Consider the following 18,135-nt stretch of genomic DNA (forward strand, 5'->3'; position numbering starts at 1 on the left):
GGCGGGGTCAGTCGCGGGCCGTGATGCCCTCCGTCGAGGAGATGACGTCGCGCATCTTCTTCTCGAGGGCCTCGTAGAACATCGACAGCGGGAACTCGTCGTCGAGCACCGCGTCGGTCAGCCCGCGCGGCGGCCCGTCGAGCGGCAGCGCCTTCGGACCCTCGGCCCAGACCGAGGCCGGGTTCGGCGTGACGGTCGCGGTGATCAGTTCGTAGGCGGCCAGCCAGTGGGCCGCCTTCGGGCGGTCGATCGAGCGCCAGTAGAGCTCGTCGATCGCGTCGCCGAGCGCGGTCACGGCGTCGGCGACCTCGGGCCAGTCGATGGTGAGGCGGGTGTCGGTCCAGTGCAGCACGCCGCGCTGGTGCAGCCAGGCGAACAGCAGCTGCCCGCCGAGGCCGTCGTAGTTGCGCACGCGCGAGCCGGTGATCGCGAAGCGGAAGATGCGATCGAACAGCACCGCGTACTGCACGAGCTTCGCGTGCTCGAGCAGCGTCGCGTCCCCGTCCGACAGGGCGACGGTCGACGAAGCCAGGCGCCGCTCGATCTTCACCGCCTCGCGGAACGCGGTGAGGTCGCACCGCAGCTCCTCGAGCGAGTACAGGAAGAAGGGCATCCGCTGCTTGATCATGAACGGGTCGAACGGCAGGTCGCCGCGCATGTGGGTGCGGTCGTGGATCAGGTCCCACATCACGAAGGTGCGCTCGGTGAGCTCCTGGTCGTCGAGCAGGCGCGCCGCGTCGGCGGGCAGCTCGAGCCGGGTGACCTCGGCCGCCGCCCGCACCACGCGCCGGAACCGCGCGGCCTCCCGGTCGGCGAAGATGCCGCCCCAGGTGTAGGCCGGGATGCTCGACGTCGCCACCGACTCGGGGAAGAGCACCGCCGAGTTCGTGTCGTAGCCCGCCGTGAAGTCGAGGAAGCGGATGGGCAGGAACAGCGCGTTCGAGTACTCGCCGGCCTCGAGCTCGGCGATGAACGACGGCCAGAGCACCTCGATCAGCACCGCCTCGACGTGCCGGTCGGTGCTGCCGTTCTGCGTGTACATCGGGAAGACCACGAGGTGGCGTACCCCGTCGGCCCGGTGCGAGGCGGGCGCGAAGGCGACGAGCGAGGCGAGGAAGTCGGGCACCGCGAAGCCCGAGGAGACCCAGCGCGCGAAGTCCTCGCGCACGGCCTCGAGGTAGGCGGCGTCGTGCGGGAAGAGCGGGGCCAGCTCGGCGACGGCGTCGACGATCGTCTCGACGTGCGAGCGCGCGGCGGGGTGGTCGACCGGGTCGGGAACCGATCCGTCCTTCACCTGCAGCGGCTGCAGGGCGGCGACGGCGGCCTTGAGGTTCAGCCAGGCCGGCAGCTGGGCGAGGTCGGTGGTGAGGGAGGCGTCCTCCACGACCTCGGGTTCTCCGATGATGGACTCGGCTGTGCGGTGGTGGGCGCTGACGGCGGAGACGGGGCGTGCGGACATGGTGGAACCTCCAATCGGTCGTTCTCCCGAGCCTAGGCGCCGAGCATCCGCTCTTCTTTGACAGCGGCGGCGATTACCTGCGCCAGAGCCGCGGATGCACGCAAGGAACCACCGAACGCCTGAAACGACACTGCACCGCCCCGACCGCGGCGCGCTCAGGAACCCCGTGACGCCCCGGGTACCATGAGACCCGATGGAGAAGCACACGGCCGCGCCCCCGGCGAGACACCGCGCCGCGGCCGAGCGACCCGACCACTTCCTCCCGCACATCCAGGGCCTGCGCGCCATCGCCGTGCTGCTCGTGGTGGTCTACCACTTCTGGCCCGGCCGCCTCACCGGCGGGTACATCGGCGTCGACGTCTTCTTCGTGATCTCGGGCTTCCTCATCACGCAGCAGCTCGCCCGGCAGCTCGAGCGCACCGATCGCATCGCCCTGCCGTCGTTCTACGCCAAGCGGGCCCGTCGCCTCCTTCCGGCCGCCATCACGGTGCTCGTCTTCGCGAGCCTCGCGACGCTGTTCATCATGCCGCTGTCGAGTCTGACCGAGAACGTGCGCGAGATCCTCGCCTCGACGTTCTATGTGGAGAACTGGGTCCTCGCCCTCAACTCTGTGGATTACTTGGCGGCAGCCAACGAGGCGAGCCTCGTGCAGCACTACTGGTCGCTCTCGCTCGAGGAGCAGTTCTACCTGTTCTGGCCCGTGCTGATGCTCGGCGCCTCGGTCTTCGCGGTGAAGGTGCTGAAGCGCCGCAAGTGGGTCGGCCTGATGGCCGTGCTCGCGATCGTCGGCCTCGGCAGCTTCGCGCTCTCGGTCTTCGTGACGGCCACCGACCCCGCGGCCGCCTACTTCGTCACCTACACGCGGGTGTGGGAGTTCGCGGTGGGCGGCGCCCTCGCCCTGCTGCCGAGGCTGCGGCCGACGCGGGCGTGGCAGTCGAACATCCTGGGCTGGGGCGGCATCGCCGTGGTGCTCGGCTGCGGCTACTTCTTCACGGCGGCGACGCCCTTCCCGGGGTACATGGCGGCGCTGCCCGTGCTCGGCACCGCGGCGATCATCGTGGCGCACCACCGCGAGAAGCCGTGGGACGCCGGTCGCGTGCTGAGCTGGCGCCCGGTGAGCTTCATCGGCGACATCTCGTACTCGCTCTACCTCTGGCACTGGCCGCTGATCGTGATCGCCCCGTACATCCCGGGCTGGGGCCTCAGCATCTACAACCGCATCGCGCTGTTCCTGTTCTGCTTCGTGCTGGCCTGGCTCACCAAGCGCTTCATCGAGGACCCGGCCCGCGGCTGGCGCTTCTTCACCACCCGCCGCCCGCGCACGACGCTGATCGGCGTGGTGGCGGCGATGGCCGTGTCGACGCTCTTCGTCACCGGAGCCTGGGCGGTGCAGCAGCCGAAGTACGACGCCGAGGCCACGCAGCTCGCACAGACGCTGGCCGATCCGCCGGAGTGCTTCGGTGCCGCCTCCGGCCCCACCGACGGCCTCGCGCCGATCGACCCGGTCTGCGCGAACCCCGAGCTCGACGGCCTGATCATCCCGAGCCCCGGCTTCGGCAACGCCGACCGCCCCGAGCATCCCGACTGTCTCTCGACCCTCAACGACGCCACCGTGCGCGACTGCCAGTTCGGCAGCGACGACGCCGACGCGCCCCAGATCGCGCTGATCGGCGACAGCCACGCCTACGCCCTGATGGACCCGTTCATCCAGATGGCCGAGACGAACGGCTGGCACCTCACGACGTACCTGAAGGGCGGATGCCCGTGGACCACGACCCCGCTGGCCGCCCGTGACGCCTTCGCCGCCTCGTGCGACTCCTGGCGCTCCTCCCTCACCGCGGCACTGACCTCGCACGAGCCCTTCGACGCGATCTTCACGGCCGCGCTCACCGACCGGAACGTACCGGGCACCTCCGACGACGAGACGGTCGCGGCCGCCGGCTACGGCGAGGCCTGGACCCCCGTGCTCGACGCCGGCACCCCCGTCGTGACCGTGGTCGACAACCCCTCGTGGGACGACGACCCGAACAAGTGCCTGCGCACCGAGGACGCCTCGCTCTGCACGACGCCGCGGGAGGACGGTCTCGCGGCCTTCGACCCGATCGCGATGGCCGCATCCACCGCCGTCGCCGACGGCCAGGACGTCACGCTCCTCGACTTCAGCGACACCTACTGCACCGCCGAGGAGTGCCCCGCCGTCGTCGGCGGCGCCAATGTCTACCGCGACGTCGACCACCTCACCCGCACCTTCGCGTTCACGCTCGAGCCGTTCCTCGCCCGCGCGATGACCGACGCGATCGCGCGCTGAGGCGGCGGGCATGCTGGGGGTCCTGACCGGGTTCGGCATCATCGGGTTCGTCATCGCGGTGGGCTACGGGGTGCAGCGGCTCGGCATCCTGCCTCAGGATGCCCGTCTCGTGCTCAACCGGATCGCCTTCTTCGTGGCGACCCCCGCCCTGCTGTTCACCGTGCTGTCGCGTTCGCATCCGGCCACCGTGTTCTCGGCGCCGCTGCTCGTGACGCTGATCAGCGTGGTGGTGTCGGCCTCGGTGTACCTGCTCGCCTCGCGGATCTGGTTCCGCCAGCCGGTCGCCGAGACGGCCGTGGGGATGGCCTCGTCGGGCTACGTCAACGCGAACAACATCGGGCTGCCGGTGGCGATCTACGTGCTCGGCAGTGCTCAGCTGGTGGCGCCGCTGCTGCTCCTTCAGCTGATCGTGCTGGCCCCCGTGACGCTGACCGTGCTCGACATCGCGACGCGGGGGAAGGCCTCGGTCGGGTCGATCCTCTCGCAGCCGGTGCGAAACCCGATGATCATCGCGTCGCTGATCGGGCTGCTGCTCGCGCTCTTCGGGGTCGAGCTGCCGGCACCGGTGCTGGCGCCGTTCGAGCTGATCGGCGGGGCGGCGGTTCCGCTGGTGCTGATCGCGTTCGGGATGTCGCTCGTGGGGCAAAAGCCGCTCGCTCCGGGGTCGGGACGGGCGGCGATCATGGTCGCCAGCGCGGTGAAGCTCGTGGTCATGCCGCTGACGGCATATCTCCTGGCGCAATTCGCGTTCCACCTGCCGGCGCACCAGGTGTTCGAGGTGGTGGCGCTGGCGTCGCTGCCGACGGCGCAGAACATCTACAACTTCGCGGCGCGGTATCAGCGGGGCGTCGTGCTGGCGCGGGACACGGTTCTCGTCACGACGATCGGCTCGGTGCCGCTGCTCGTGGCGGTGGCGGCGCTGCTGGCCTGATCGCGCGGGGTCAGTCGTCGCGGTCGTCGTCGGCGGTGAGCGAGGCGAGGCGGGTGCGTGCACGGGACGCCAGGCGTTCGGCCGCCTCGGCTGCCCGCACGGCGGAGGCACGCTCCTTGCGGAGGCGGGCGGCCGTGACGTTGGTGTCGGTGAGCTCGCCCTGCACCGCGTCGAGACGTTCGCGCAGTTCCTGCTGCTCCTCGGCGAGCTGCTCGTGCCGCGCCCGGTTCTCGCGGATGCGCAGCTCCGTCGTCGCGAGCTCGGCCTGGGCGTCCTCGGCGTCCTGGCGTGCCTCCTCGGCCTCGCGCTTCGCGGCGGCGATGGCCCGCGACGCGCGCTCGGCGGCCGCGCGCTCGCGCACCTGTTCGCGCGATTCTTCGGGGGCGGCCTTCACGGGCGGCTTCTTCTCGGTGGCCTGCCGTCCCACTGCCCGAGGCCTGGTCGCGGTCGACGGTGCTGTCGCGGGCTCGACCGCCCCCGCCTCGGCCAGCGCGACCGCGCCGTCGAGCTCCACCGGGTCGACCCCCGTGCTCGAGAACGTCCGCACGAGCAGCCCGCTCCGCACGGCCGCCGTCGCCGCCGGGTCGACGACGGCCGCCTGAAGCGTCTGCTGCACCTCGACGGCCGCGGCGTCCGAGACCGGCACCCCGAGCTCGTCGCCGAGGGCCCGCGCCGATGACGCCGCTGCCGCGAGCAGCTGCTGCCGTTCGCGGCCGAGCTGCCGCACGGCGTCGCGGTCGCCCGAGTCGGTGGCGTCGCGCATCCGCTCGCCCAGCTCGAGCAGCGGCTGCACCTCGCCCGGCCGGTGTCGCACCAGCGCGTTGACGGCCCAGGCCGCGACCGAGGGCTTCGCCAGTGAACGGATGCCCGCTGCGAGCTCCCGGTCACCCGCCGCCTTGGCCTCCGCCGCGAGAGCGTTGCGCGCGGCGATGAACCCCGAGGGGGCCTCGCCGTAGAGCTGCCCCGCCGCCTGCTCGAGCGGATCCACCCGACCTCCCGCCGTCGAACCTGCCCCCGAGCCTAGGGGCAGCGTCCGACCCGGGCCACGATGGACCCATGCCCACGCGACTGCTGCTGCTCGCCGACACCCATCTGCCCAAGCGCGCGAAGGCGCTGCCCGAGCAGGTCTGGCGGGCGGTCGACGAGGCCGACGTGGTGTTCCACGCGGGGGACTGGGTCGACGAGGCGACGCTCGACGCGCTGTCGGGGCGAGCGGCGCGACTGGTGGGCGTGTGGGGCAACAACGACGGGACGGGGCTGCGGGCGCGGCTGCCCGAGATCGCACGGGTGGAGCTCGAGGGGCTGCGTTTCGCGATGATCCACGAGACGGGCTCGCGCGATCGGCGCGAGGTGCGGATGGAGCAGGCGTTCCCCGAGACGGACGTGCTGGTGTTCGGGCACAGCCACATCCCGTGGGACAGCACCGCGCCCGGCGGGATGCGCCTGCTGAACCCCGGCTCGCCGACCGACCGGCGGCGCCAACCCGTCTGCACGATGATGACCGCGGTGGCCGACGACGGCCGGCTGCGCGACGTAGAACTGGTGCCGCTCCCGTCTCGGTCGTGACGGCGCAGTCGCGCCGTGGTAGATACATTCCATGACCGATGTCGACGCGAGCCCGGGCGACGGGCGCGACGAGAGCGAGAACGAGCGCCTCGATCGCAACTGGAACGAGATGCTGCAGGAGCTGCGGGTCATCCAGACCGGCACGCAGATCCTCACGGGCTTCCTGCTCGCCGCCGCCTTCCAGTCCCGCTTCGAGGACCTCGACGACTACCAGCGCATCGTCTACCTCTGCCTGGTCGTCGCGTCCATCCTCTCCACCGTCTTCGGGCTCGCCCCGGTGAGCCTGCACCGCGCCCTGTTCCGGATGCGCGCCAAGGACCGAGTCGTGCAACTGACCGACCACATCCTGCAGTTCACGATGATCGGCGTCGCGATCACGCTCGCGGGAACGGCGCTGCTGATCTTCGACTTCGTGCTCGGGCGCGCAGCGGGGATCGTCATCGGCGCAGTGGTGCTCGTGATCGTGCTGGCGCTGTGGGTCGTCATGCCGCGGGTGTCGCGTCGCCGCCTGCCGGACGAATCCAGGTAGCGGCCGGCGGCCCTAGCTCAGCGCGAGACCTGAGATGATCTCTGCGACCACGGTCTCCGGCCCCGCCGAGACGACCACGGCGAGGCCCGCCTCGTCGGCCCCGAGCGGCTCGAGCGTCGCGAGCTGCGAGCCGAGCAGCGTCGCGGGCATGAAGTGGTGCTGCCGGGCGCGCAGCCGATCGCCGATCAGCTCGGCCGATCCGACGAGCTGCACGAACACCGCACCCGGGTCCGCCTCGCGCAGCACGTCACGGTAGACGCGGCGCAGCGCCGAGCACGCGACGACGACGCCGGCGGGCTCGCCGGACGTGCCCTCGGTGCCGTCCGCATCCGCTCGCTCGACGACCGAGGCCGCGGCCGCCCCGACCGTGCGGAGCCACGGCCAGCGGTCGTCGTCGGTCAGCGGGATGCCCGCGGCCATCTTCTCGACGTTGGCCGCCGGGTGCAGGTCGTCGGCGTCGACGAAGGCCCAGCCGAGCCGGTCGGCGAGCAGCACGCCGATCGTCGATTTGCCCGATCCCGAGACCCCGGTGGTGAACACGACCCGATTGCGCATACCTCCCAGTCCATCACGAACCAGGCCGCCCGCTCGGCCCGGAGGCGGCTCCGAGCATCCGTCGCCGCCTGTTTCGTAAACGTTTGCGTGGCCCGGAGAGCGGTGTTTAGCCTCGTTGCTCGACGGGTACGTAATCGATTGCGTGATAGCCCGTGCACCCGCAGCCGAACGACCCGAAGGAGGGGCGCATGACGACGATCCGCGACGTCGCCCGCCTGGCCGGGGTGTCGCCCGCCACCGTCTCGCGGGTCGTGAACGGGCTCGTCGGGTACTCCAGCGTCACCCAGCAGAAGGTCGAGCGGGCGATCGAGCAGCTGCGCTACGAGCCGGACACCCTCGCCCGCAGCCTCAAGACCAAGCAGACCGCGGTGATCGGGGTGCTCGCGCCCGTCGTCTCCGATGCGCTCTCCTCCGAGATCATGAGCGGGGTGGAGGCGGCGGCCCGACTGCGCGGCCACTCCGTCATCCTCGGCCGGACGGGCCCCGGCTCGACTTTCGCGCCGAGCTACCTGCGAACGTTGCGCACCTATCGCGCGGCCGGCGTCATCCTCATCTCGGCCGCCGTCACCCCTGACATGCGCCGCGTGCTCGGGTCGACCGTGCCGCTGATGTCGGTCGCCATCCGCGACGGCCACCGCTTCTCCAGCCTCGCCATCGACGACGAGGCCGCCGCCTACGACGGAACGCGGCACCTGATCGCGCTCGGTCACCGCCGCATCGCCCTGCTCGCCGGTGACCCTGCCTCGGTGCTGGTGAACACCGTGCGGGTGCGCGGCTACCAGCGCGCCATGGTCGAGGCCGGGCTCGTTCCGCTGATCGAGCACGGGAACTCGCTCTACGACTCCGCACCGCCCGCCCTCGGCCGCCTGCTCTCGCGTGATCCGCGTCTCACCGCGGTCTTCGCCCTGAGCGACGAGATGGGGGCCGCGGTCGTGAACGAGCTGCAGCGGATCGGACGCCGGGTGCCCGACGAGATCTCGGTGCTCGGCTTCGACAACACGAGGACGTCGCAGCACGTGCATCCGGCCCTCAGCACCGTGGCGCAGCCCCTCGAGCGGATGGGCGAGCTCGCCGTCGAGAAGCTGCTCGCCCCCGGCGACACGGGCGCCCGCCTGCTGCCGCACCGCCTCGTCGAACGCGGCTCGACCAGAGCACCCCGGTGAACGCGGCCACCCCGCCCACCCCGGTGAACGCGGCCACCTCGGTCACCCCGACCACCACCCCCTGAACCTGAACACCCCCAGAAGGAGAAAATCATGATGCAACGACGCCGTGATCGACGACTCGTCGTCGGCCTCGCCCTCGCCGCCACCGCCGCGATCGGCCTCTCGGCCTGCTCGGGCTCCGGCTCGTCGGGCGGCAGCACGCCCGCCGCCGAGGCCGAGCTCGAGGGCCGCGGTCCGATCCAGTACGTGTCGAGCCCCGACGCCTCGGGCGCCGCTCAGGGCACGATCGACGAGTGGAACGCCGCCCACCCCGACGAGCAGGTCGAGTGGGTCGAGCTCCCGCTCGACGCCGACCAGCAGCGCCAGCAGATGGTGCAGAACGCGCAGGTCGAGGGCTCGAGCTACTCGGTGCTCAACCTCGACGTGGTGTGGACGAGCGAGTTCGCCGCCAACCGCTGGATCACCCCCCTGCCCGAGGACGCGCTGCCGCTCGACGAGGAGATCCCCGCCACCGTGGAGGCCGCGAGCTACCGCGACACCCTCTACTCGGCTCCGTACTACACCGACGGCGCCCTGCTCTACTCGCGCACCGACCTGCTCACCGCCGCCGGCGTGACCGAGCCGCCCCAGACCTGGGCCGAGCTGCAGACGGCCTGCGACGCCGTGACGGCATTGCCGGAGGCCGCCGGCATGTCGTGCTACGCGGGTCAGTTCGACAAGAACGAGGGCCTCACCGTGAACTTCAGCGAGGCCGTGAACTCGGCCGGCGGTTCCGTGTTCGACGACGAGGGCACGCCCACCGTCGACACGCCCGAGGCGCTCACCGCCCTGCAGTTCCTGGTCGACGGCTTCGAGAGCGGCATGATCCCGAAGGACGCCATCACCTTCCAGGAGGAGCAGGGCCGCCAGGCGTTCCAGGACGGCAAGCTCGTCTTCCTCCGCAACTGGCCGTACATCTACAAGTCGATGTCGGCGACGGACGGCTCCAGCTCGGTGGCCGGCACGTTCGGCGTCAGCGCCATCCCCGGCGAGGACGGACCGGGCGTCTCGACCCTCGGCGGACGCAACATCGCGATCTCGTCGTTCGCCGAGAACAAGGCGACCGCGCTCGACTTCATCACCTTCTTCACCAGCAAGGAGCAGGAGGAGAAGCGCCTCGCCCTCAGCTCGCGGGCTCCGGTGTTCTCGGAGTTCTTCGAGGACCCGGCCGTGACCGCGAACTACCCCTACCTGCCCACCCTGCTGACCTCGCTCGAGAACGCGAAGCCCCGCCCCACCGTCGTGCAGTACGGCGCGACGACGGCCGCGATCCAGGACGAGATCTACGCCGCCCTCACGGGTGACAAGGACCCGGAGACCGCGCTCTCCGACCTGCAGGACGAGCTCACCGAGATCACCAACGGCTGATGACCACCACAGTCAGCCGCACACCGGGGGCCGCCCAGCGGCCCCCGGCCCCGGGCCCCGGCCGGAAGGCCAAGGCCGACCGCGCCCCGCGCGAGGGCGGGATGGCGACGCTGCTGCTGTCGCCGACCTTCATCGTGCTGGCGCTGGTGATCGCGTATCCGCTGGTCTCGGCCGTCTACCAGTCCATGTTCGCCGCGCAGTCGGGCCTCGACGCGAACGGCTTCGTGGTCGAGGGCGAGAACTTCGTCGGCCTCGGCAACTACTTCGACATCTTCACCGGCGGCGACTCGGCGCGGTTCTTCAACGCGCTCTGGAACACCACCTTCTTCACCTTCGTCTCCGTCGGCCTCGAGACGATCATCGGCGTGGCCTTCGCGGTGGCGATGAACCGCGCGTTCAAGGGGCGGGCCTTCCTGCGCGCCGCGATCCTCATCCCCTGGGCCATCCCCACCGCCGTCTCGGGCCTGCTCTGGCGCTGGATCTTCCAGTCGAACGGCATCGCGAACGACCTTCTGAACCAGCAGATCCTCTGGACGGCCGAAGGCTTCGCCTCGCAGGTTGCCGTGATCATCGCCGAGGTCTGGAAGACCGCGCCGTTCATCGGGCTGCTCGTGCTCGCCGGCATGCAGCTCATCCCCGAGGAGGTCTACGAGGCCGCCAAGCTCGACGGTGCCAGCGCCTGGAAGCAGTTCTGGCAGATAACCCTGCCGCTCGTGCGCCCGGCACTTCTGGTCGCCGTGCTGTTCCGCCTGCTCGACGCGCTCCGGATGTTCGATCTGCCGTTCGTCATGATCGGCCCGCGCAAGAGCTCGGTCGAGACGCTCTCGATCCTCGCCTGGGACGAGTCGAACCAGCTGCAGTACGGCACCGCCTCCGCGTTCGCGGTGATCCTGTTGATCTACGTGGGGCTGATCGCGTTCGTGTTCATCCGCGTCCTCGGCGCCGACGTCGTGGGCGACTCCGACAAGAAGACCGAGAAGCTCGCCCGCAAGGCCATGCGCCTCAGAAAGGAGGCGAACGGATGACCGCCCTCGCCGAACGCGACCTCATCGCGGGCCGCTACTCTTCGCCGAATCCGAAGCGACGCCGCACCCGCGGTCTCGGGGCCGCCATCACCCGCTGGGTGGGCATCGCCATCGTGGCCGTCTACTGCCTTGCGCCGTTCTACTGGATGATCGTGTCGAGCCTGCGCACGACGAACGACATCTTCGAGACCTCCCTGCTGCCGACCACCTGGTCGATCGAGAGCTACCTGCAGGTGTTCGACTCCTCGAACGACTTCGGCCGCTCGCTCCTGAACAGCCTCATCGTGGCCGGCACCACGACGATCCTCGCCCTGGTGCTCGGCATCTTCGCCGCCTACGCCATCGCGCGGCTGAAGTTCCGGTTCAAGTCGGTCATCCTGTTCGTGATCATCGCGACCTCGATGTTCCCGGGCATCGCCGTGGTGGTGCCGCTGCTGCGCCTGTTCACCGACATCGGCTGGATCAACACCTACCAGGCGATGATCGTGCCGAGCCTGTCGTTCGCCATCCCGCTCGCGGTCTGGAACCTGACGACCTTCATGCGCCAGCTGCCCTACGACCTCGAGCAGGCGGCCATGATCGACGGCTGCACCAAGTGGCAGGCGTTCACCAAGATCCTGCTGCCGCTCGCGGCGCCCGGCGTCTTCACCACCGCCATCCTCACCTTCATCCACAGCTGGAACGAGTTCATCATCGCGCTCTCGATGGCCAACGACCCGGCCATCCAGACCGCCACCGTCGCCATCTCGAAGTTCACCGGCGCGAGCGACTTCCAGGCACCGTTCGGCGCCCAGATGGCGGCCGGCGTCGTCGTGACGATCCCGCTGATGATCGTCGTGCTCATCTTTCAGCGTCGCATCGTCGACGGCCTCACCTCGGGTGCGACGAAGTGACGGACTGGTGGCAGACGGCGCTCATCTACGAGGTCTATCCCCGGTCGTTCGGCGACGCCGACGGCGACGGGGTCGGTGACCTGCGCGGCATCATCGAGCGGATGCCCTACCTGGCGTCCCTCGGGGTGCAGGGTCTCTGGCTCACTCCGTTCCAGCGCTCGCCCCAGGTCGACCAGGGCTACGACATCAGCGACTACTGCGACGTCGATCCGCTGTTCGGCACCCTCGACGATCTCGACGAGCTGCTCGAGGCGGCCCACGGGCACGGCCTCCGGGTGCTGGTCGACATCGTGCCGAACCACACCTCGGTGGCGAACCCGCTGTTCCAGGATGCCCTGGCCGCCGATCCGGGATCGCCCGAGCGGGCGCTGTTCCACTTCCGGCCGGGTGGCGGCGCCCGCGGCGACGAGGCGCCCAACAACTGGGTGAGCGTCTTCGGCGGCCCGGCCTGGCATCGCGCGCATCCGGAGTCGGACACCGACACCGAGTGGTACCTGCACCTGTTCTCGCCGGCTCAGCCCGACTGGAACTGGCAGAACCCGGCGGTCGCCGAGTACTTCGACGGCGTGCTGCGGTTCTGGTTCGACCGGGGCGTCGACGGCATCCGGATCGACGTGGCGCACGGACTGTTCAAGGCGGAGGGCCTGCCCGACTCGGCGACCGTGCCCACCGTGATCGACGGACTGCGCTCGAACCCGCTCGCGATGGACCAGGAGCCCGTGCACGAGGTCTACCGCCGCTGGCGCCGGCTCGCCGAGAGCTATTCGCCGGCCCGCTTGCTGGTGGGGGAGGTCAACCTCGAGCCCGATCGGGCGGCGCGGTACACGCGCTCCGACGAGCTGCACCAGACCTTCGCCTTCGCGTTCGCGCGCCTGGGCTGGAACGCGGGCGACTGGGTCGCCGCGGGGACCGCGCTCGACGAGGCGCGCGCCACGATCGGCGGCGATCCGAGCTGGGCGCTGGAGAACCACGACCTCGTGCGCGCCGCGACCCGCTTCGGCGGAGGCGAGCGCGGTGCCGCCCGGGCCCGGGCCGCCCTCGTGGCGCTGCTCGGCCTGCCCGGGTCGGCCTACGTGTACCAGGGCCAGGAGCTCGGTCTGCCCGAGGTCGACGTGCCGCTCGCCGAGCGGGCCGACCCGATGTGGCATCACGGTGGGGTCAGCCGCGACGGCGCGCGGGTTCCGCTGCCGTGGACGCGCTCGCCGGGCGGGGCACACGGGTTCTCGCCGGTCTCGCCGATATCGTCATCGGCCGCGCCCTGGCTGCCCGCGCCGGCCGCGTGGGGCGACCTCGCGGTCGAGGTGCAGGAGGCCGATCCGGGCTCGGTGCTCCAGCTGTTCCGGGCGGCGACGGAGCGGCGGAACGCCCTGCTGGCCTCCGGGGTCTTCGGCGTCGGGGAGGGCGCACGGTGGAGCGCGGGGCCCGGCGGTCTCGTGCTGTGCCGACGCTCGGGCGGCGTCGTGGTGGCGGTCGCCATGGGCGACGAGGCCGTGCCGCTGCCCGCGGGCGAGGTGCTGTTCGCCTCGGGCCCGGTGATCGACGGGATGCTGCCCGCCGACGCCGCGGCGTGGGTGCTGCCGGGTTAGAGCAGCTGGTCGCGGAGGAAGCGCACCACGCGTTCCCGGGCCTCCAGGGCCGGGTGCCCGGGCTCCTCGCGCACCTCACTCGTCAGCACCGAGTGGGCCGTCTTCGAGAAGCCGCCCGGGTTACCGGGTGAGGAATCGAGCTCGATCACCTCGAAGCGGTCGCCGAGCGCCGCCGCCAGGGTGTCGAAGCGGGCGCGGGGCGCGTTGCGGTCCTCGGAGAAGCGGAGGCCCATCGCGCAGAACGGCGTCTCGCGAGAGCGTTCGGCCACACGGTCGAGCTCGGCGCGCGACATCGAGGGGTCGGCCTGCCGCGCCCGCCCGAGCGGGAACGGCGCCGCCGGCTGGCTGACCACCGAGGCGAGCACGCTGTCGTCGACGGCCGTGGCGAGGGCGAAGCCGCCGGTGAAGCACATGCCGATCACGCCGACCCCGGATGCGGGGGTGCGGCCGGCGAGGTCCGCCGCGACCGCGCGCAGCCAGGCCGTGATCGGGCGCTTGGCGTCGACCGCGAAGGCCCGGAACTCGGCGCTGACGCAGATCCGCGCCACCGTGCTCAGCACGTAGCCGGGTGAGGATGCCCGTTCCGGCACCCCGAACGGCGACGGCACCACCACGGTGAACCCCTCGTCGACGAGGTGCTGGGCGAGGCCGAGCACCTCGGGCGTCATGCCGGGGAGCTCGGGGATGAGCACGACGCCGGGCCCTGCGCCCTTCTGGTAGCAGTCGTGGGTCGCGCCGGCCGCCGTGAAGGGGGTGCGCACCCATCCGTCGAGGGTCGAGGTGGGAGCGGAGGAGGCGGAGTATGCCATGGGGCCAGTCTGCACCTGCGCGGGTGGCGCTCAGGCCAGGCGGCGCACGATGTGCTCCCACGAGTCCGCGAGCCGGGGCAGCATGCGCTCGAGGTCGCCGTCGGGAAGCCAGACCACCGCGTCGAGGATCGCGAGCAGGTCGAAGGCCAGCGCCGGCAGGTCGCCCTCCACCCCGGCCTGCGTGAGCAGCCCCCGGATGTGCGTCGAGGCCAGCCGCCGCGCCGGCACCGCGTGGCGCTCGGCCGCCGGACGCTCGGCGGCGCGCAGCAGCGGCACCTGGCGCGCCGCCGTCGCGAGCTGCGCCCGGCCGAACGCCACGAGCCGCTCGATCGGCGGCGCCCCGGGGCCGAGCGGCGGCGGACCGCTCAGGAAACCGGCCTGGAACTGCTTCTCCGACTCGTCGAGCAGCGCCTGGAAGAGGCCCGCCCGGGAGCCGAAGCGGCGGAAGATCGTGCCCTTGCCCACGCCGCACGCGGCGGCCAGCCCGTCCATGGTCAGAGACTCGATGCCCTCGCCGTCGATCAACCGGCGGGCCGTCGTGAGCAGCAGCTCCCGGTTGCGGGCCGCATCCGATCGCTCGGGTGCACGGAGCCCCACCGTCGGGGTCAGCGGACCGGGTGGTGCGCCGATCTGATCCATGCCCGGACTGTAGCACGGGGCATCCGGGAATAAACGGACCGGAGTCCGGTTGAACCCCTTGTCCGCGGGCACCGGCCCGCCCTACTCACCGCAGGAGACACCATGACCCAGAAGTCCGTCCTCGTCCTCGTCGGCAGCCTTCGTGCCGCCTCCACCAATCGCCAGCTGGCCGAGGCCGCCATCGATCTCGCCCCCGAGGGCATCAACCTGGCCATCTCCGACCAGCACCGCGACCTCCCGCTCTACAACGAGGACATCGACGTCGAGGGCGAGCTCCCCGCCTCGGTCGTCGCCTTCCGCGAGGCCGTCGGCGCCGCCGACGCCGTGATCGTCGTCACTCCCGAGCACAACGGCACGATGCCCGCGAACCTCAAGAACGCCATCGACTGGTCGTCGCGCCCCTTCGGCACCGGCGCCATCGTCGGCAAGCCCGTCGCCGTGATCGGCACCGCGTTCGGCCAGTACGGCGGCGTCTGGGCCCAGGACGAGGCCCGCAAGGCGCTCGGCATCGCCGGCGCGAAGGTCATCGAGCCCACCCTCTCGGTGCCCAACTCGGTCGTGCGCTTCGCCGAGACCCACCCGAAGGACGACGCCGAGATCGTCGCCCAGCTCGAGGAGTTCGTCAACGCCTTCGCCGCGTCGCTCGACGCCGTCGACGCCGAGCAGCAGGCCGCGTAGAGCCGCACGAGGTCGCGCGCGCCGCTCGCGAACGCGCGGCCCGCGCATCCTGAACACACGAAGGGCCCCCACCGCGAGGTAGGGGCCCTTCGTCGTGCGAGCTGGTCGCCGAACTACTCGCCGACCGGCTGCTCACCGGCCTGCTGCTTGGCGACGGCCTCGGCGTAGTCCTTCTTCACGGCCTCCATGTCGAGCGCGCGCACCTGGGCGATCACGTCGTCGAGCACCTGGCCGGGCAGGGCGCCGGGCTGCGCGAAGATCGGGATGCCGTCGCGGTAGCCGACCAGCGTCGGGATCGAGGTGATGCCGTAGCTCGCGGCCAGCTGCTGCTGGTCTTCGGTGTCGACCTTCGCGAAGGTGATGTCGCTGTTCGCCTCGGACGCCTTCTCGAAGACGGGGGCGAACTGCTTGCAGGGGCCGCACCAGTCGGCCCAGAAGTCGATCAGGACGATGCCGTCGGCGACCGTCTCGTCGTGGTTGTCAATGGTCAGAGTCTTCGTGGACATGCTCCATTCAACACCCGGTGTGCCTTAAAGCTTCCGGATGCGCGAGCCCGCACCCCGAGCATCCGGAACCCCGACCCGGCCTCAGCTGACGTGCACCTCGGGCCGGTGGCGCCGATCGTGCTCGGCCCGGCGCAGCACCTCGCGGGTCACCGGAGCGACCTCGCCCGTGCCCGTGACGAGGTACTTGAACATGTTGGAGATGGGGCTGCCCTCGGTCCACTCGAAGTAGATGCCGGGCACGACGCCCGTGAGATCGCGGATCTCGAGCAGCACCGTGGCGATCGTGTTGGGGATGTTGCCGCTCGTCACACGGAGCACCCGGTAGCCGTGCACGGCCTCGCCGCGCACCAGCAGGTCTTCCTCGAAGTCGGAGGAGTCGGAGGGGTAGACCTCGAGGAAGATCACCGGCGAGCGCATCGGGATGCCGCTGTCGCGCCGCTCCTCGCTGATCTTCTGGCGGTATTCCTCGGCCGAGCCGTCGTCGGGCTCGTTCGCGATGATGCGGATCGAGTCGTACTCGTCGGCGTCGCTCAGCACGAAGTCGAGCGCCATCGCGTCGAGGGTCACCGAGGTCGCCCGCAGCTGGAACGAGCGGTGCACGCGCGACACGATCGAGACCACGATGATTCCGAGGATGAACAGGCCCGCGATGCGCACGCCGTCGGGCCGCTCGATGATGTTGGCGATGGTCGTGTAGAGGAAGACGACCGCGATGGCGCCGAAGCCGATGGCCGCCGCGCGCTGCTTCTTGCGGGCGGCCGAGAGCGTCACGGCCACCGAGGCCGAGGTGATCAGCACCAGCACGCCCGTGGCGTAGGCGCCCGCCTGCGCGTCGACGTCGGCCTGGAAGACGAGGGTGATGACCACGGCGATCGCCGCGAACACGAGTACGAGCGGGCGCACGGCGGCGGCCCAGTGCGGGGCCATGCCGTAGCGCGGCAGGTAGCGGGGTACGAGGTTCAGCAGCCCGGCGAGGGCCGAGGCGCCGGCGAACCAGAGGATCGCGATCGTCGCGACGTCGTAGACCGTGCCGAACCCGTCGCCCAGGAACTGGTGCGCGAGGTACGCGAGGGCCCGCCCGTTGGCCGGCCCGCCCGACTCGAAGTCCTTCTGCGGGATCAGCAGGGTCGTCACGATCGACGAGGTGATGAGGAACGCCGACATCGTGATGGCCGCCGTCGTGAGCAGCCGCTTCGCCCCACGGATGCGCGCGACCGGCTTCTGGGGCGTGTCACCCGGGGCGCCGTCGATCTGCGGCATCACGGCCACACCGGTCTCGAAGCCCGAGAGCCCGAGCGCGAGTTTCGGGAACGCGATCAGCGCGATACCCACCATGACGAGCGGGTTGCCGTGCTGGGCGGTGAGCGCCGTCCACCAGTTGCCGATCACCACCGTGTTCTCGGCGACGTGCACGAGCGACACCACGATGACAACGGCGTTCAGCAGCAGGAACGCCGCCACCAGCACCACGGCGATGTTGATCGCCTCCTTGAAGCCGCGCAGGAACACCACGGCCAGGGCGAGCACCAAAACGAGGGTGAGCAGCACCTCGTTGCCCTCGAACCACGAGGGGGCGAAGGGGTTCTCGATGGCGTGCGCCGAGGCATCCGCCGCCGAGAGGGTGATCGTGATCATGAAGTCGGTGGCGGCGAAGCCGAGCAGCACCAGCACCACGAGCTTGCCGCCCCACCAGGGCAGCAGCCGCTCGAGCATGGCGATCGAGCCCTCGCCCTTGAAGCTCTCGCGGGCCACCCGCCGATAGACCGGCAGAGCGCCGAGCAGGGTCACCAGCACCAGCACGATCGTGGCGATCGGGCTGAGCAGCCCGGCCGCGAGCGCGGCGATCGCGGGCTGGTAGCCGAGCGTCGAGAAGTAGTCGACGCCGGTCAGGCACATCACGCGCCACCACGAGTGCGTCTTCTCGGGCTTGGAGGCGCCGGGCCCCGGGTGCCGGCCCGCGGTGTCCTGCAGGCCGTCGGTGAGCCACCGCCGCAGCCGGCTCGGGGGCGGCGGGGCGTCGGGCCACGGCTGCCCGGGCACCAGCGGCGAACCGGCGCCGACCGTGGGTGAACTCATGG

17 protein-coding genes are annotated in these 18,135 nt (G+C 71.0%); 10 read left to right on the top strand and 7 right to left on the bottom strand.

The genetic code is table 11. The features are described 5' to 3' along the window. Positions 1–7 precede the first annotated feature (7 nt). Complete coding sequence (locus tag HQQ85_RS09045) at positions 8–1,459, bottom strand: DUF6421 family protein (protein ID WP_173182188.1); 1,452 nt, start codon at positions 1,457–1,459, stop codon at positions 8–10. A 193-nt stretch (positions 1,460–1,652) separates the two neighbouring features. Between HQQ85_RS09045 and HQQ85_RS09050 the strand changes: the two genes are divergently transcribed. Further along, positions 1,653–3,767, top strand: a complete 2,115-nt coding sequence (locus tag HQQ85_RS09050) for an acyltransferase family protein (RefSeq protein WP_173182189.1) — start codon at positions 1,653–1,655, stop codon at positions 3,765–3,767. Between the two features lie 10 nt (positions 3,768–3,777). Then, positions 3,778–4,698, top strand: coding sequence for an AEC family transporter (locus HQQ85_RS09055; protein ID WP_173182190.1), 921 nt, complete (start codon positions 3,778–3,780; stop codon positions 4,696–4,698). 10 nt (positions 4,699–4,708) lie between these two features. Here the strand turns inward: HQQ85_RS09055 and HQQ85_RS09060 are convergent, their stop codons facing one another. Then, positions 4,709–5,686, bottom strand: a complete 978-nt coding sequence (locus tag HQQ85_RS09060; protein ID WP_173182191.1) for a hypothetical protein — start codon at positions 5,684–5,686, stop codon at positions 4,709–4,711. 68 nt (positions 5,687–5,754) lie between these two features. Here HQQ85_RS09060 and HQQ85_RS09065 point away from each other — a divergent pair, with 68 nt between their 5' ends. Together HQQ85_RS09065 and HQQ85_RS09070 are read left to right on the top strand one after the other, a co-directional pair. Further along, positions 5,755–6,264: a metallophosphoesterase gene (locus HQQ85_RS09065; protein ID WP_173182192.1), complete on the top strand. Its 510-nt coding sequence runs from the start codon at positions 5,755–5,757 to the stop codon at positions 6,262–6,264. Between the two features lie 31 nt (positions 6,265–6,295). Next, positions 6,296–6,793 carry a DUF6328 family protein gene (locus HQQ85_RS09070; RefSeq protein WP_173182193.1) on the top strand — a complete coding sequence of 166 codons (498 nt, stop codon included), beginning with the start codon at positions 6,296–6,298 and terminating at the stop codon, positions 6,791–6,793. A 12-nt stretch (positions 6,794–6,805) separates the two neighbouring features. Here the strand turns inward: HQQ85_RS09070 and HQQ85_RS09075 are convergent, their stop codons facing one another. After that, complete coding sequence (locus HQQ85_RS09075) at positions 6,806–7,348, bottom strand: gluconokinase (RefSeq protein WP_173182194.1); 543 nt, start codon at positions 7,346–7,348, stop codon at positions 6,806–6,808. A gap of 188 nt (positions 7,349–7,536) precedes the next feature. Here HQQ85_RS09075 and HQQ85_RS09080 point away from each other — a divergent pair, with 188 nt between their 5' ends. From HQQ85_RS09080 to HQQ85_RS09100, 5 genes are all read left to right on the top strand, one after another. Further along, positions 7,537–8,511, top strand: coding sequence for a LacI family DNA-binding transcriptional regulator (locus tag HQQ85_RS09080; RefSeq protein ID WP_173182195.1), 975 nt, complete (start codon positions 7,537–7,539; stop codon positions 8,509–8,511). Between the two features lie 93 nt (positions 8,512–8,604). Further along, positions 8,605–9,921 (top strand): ABC transporter substrate-binding protein, encoded by a 1,317-nt coding sequence (locus tag HQQ85_RS09085; protein ID WP_173182196.1) that lies wholly within the window; start codon positions 8,605–8,607, stop codon positions 9,919–9,921. Next, positions 9,921–10,946 carry a carbohydrate ABC transporter permease gene (locus HQQ85_RS09090; RefSeq protein WP_173182197.1) on the top strand — a complete coding sequence of 342 codons (1,026 nt, stop codon included), beginning with the start codon at positions 9,921–9,923 and terminating at the stop codon, positions 10,944–10,946. The genes HQQ85_RS09085 and HQQ85_RS09090 overlap by 1 nt, the downstream gene beginning before the upstream one ends. Beyond that, a complete protein-coding gene (locus HQQ85_RS09095) occupies positions 10,943–11,839 on the top strand; it encodes a carbohydrate ABC transporter permease (protein WP_173182198.1) in 897 nt (298 codons plus the stop codon). The genes HQQ85_RS09090 and HQQ85_RS09095 overlap by 4 nt, the downstream gene beginning before the upstream one ends. After that, positions 11,836–13,425, top strand: coding sequence for an alpha-amylase family glycosyl hydrolase (locus HQQ85_RS09100; RefSeq protein WP_173182199.1), 1,590 nt, complete (start codon positions 11,836–11,838; stop codon positions 13,423–13,425). Before HQQ85_RS09095 ends, HQQ85_RS09100 begins: the two co-directional genes overlap by 4 nt. Here the strand turns inward: HQQ85_RS09100 and HQQ85_RS09105 are convergent. Then, positions 13,422–14,234 (bottom strand): dienelactone hydrolase family protein, encoded by an 813-nt coding sequence (locus HQQ85_RS09105; RefSeq protein ID WP_173182200.1) that lies wholly within the window; start codon positions 14,232–14,234, stop codon positions 13,422–13,424. The genes HQQ85_RS09100 and HQQ85_RS09105 overlap by 4 nt on opposite strands. A gap of 30 nt (positions 14,235–14,264) precedes the next feature. Next, positions 14,265–14,873: a TetR/AcrR family transcriptional regulator gene (locus HQQ85_RS09110; RefSeq protein WP_173182201.1), complete on the bottom strand. Its 609-nt coding sequence runs from the start codon at positions 14,871–14,873 to the stop codon at positions 14,265–14,267. 102 nt (positions 14,874–14,975) lie between these two features. Here HQQ85_RS09110 and HQQ85_RS09115 point away from each other — a divergent pair, with 102 nt between their 5' ends. After that, positions 14,976–15,551 (top strand): NADPH-dependent FMN reductase, encoded by a 576-nt coding sequence (locus tag HQQ85_RS09115; RefSeq protein WP_173182202.1) that lies wholly within the window; start codon positions 14,976–14,978, stop codon positions 15,549–15,551. A 113-nt stretch (positions 15,552–15,664) separates the two neighbouring features. Here the strand turns inward: HQQ85_RS09115 and trxA are convergent, their stop codons facing one another. Both trxA and HQQ85_RS09125 read right to left on the bottom strand, forming a co-directional pair. Beyond that, on the bottom strand, positions 15,665–16,057 hold the full coding sequence (gene trxA / locus HQQ85_RS09120; protein WP_173182203.1) for a thioredoxin: 393 nt from the start codon (positions 16,055–16,057) through the stop codon (positions 15,665–15,667). 81 nt (positions 16,058–16,138) lie between these two features. Beyond that, entirely contained in the window at positions 16,139–18,133 is a 1,995-nt protein-coding gene (locus HQQ85_RS09125) for an amino acid transporter (protein ID WP_371741830.1), read from the bottom strand. Positions 18,134–18,135 lie beyond the last annotated feature (2 nt).

This window comes from Herbiconiux sp. VKM Ac-2851, from assembly GCF_013205105.1.
Lineage (GTDB): Bacteria > Actinomycetota > Actinomycetes > Actinomycetales > Microbacteriaceae > Herbiconiux > Herbiconiux flava.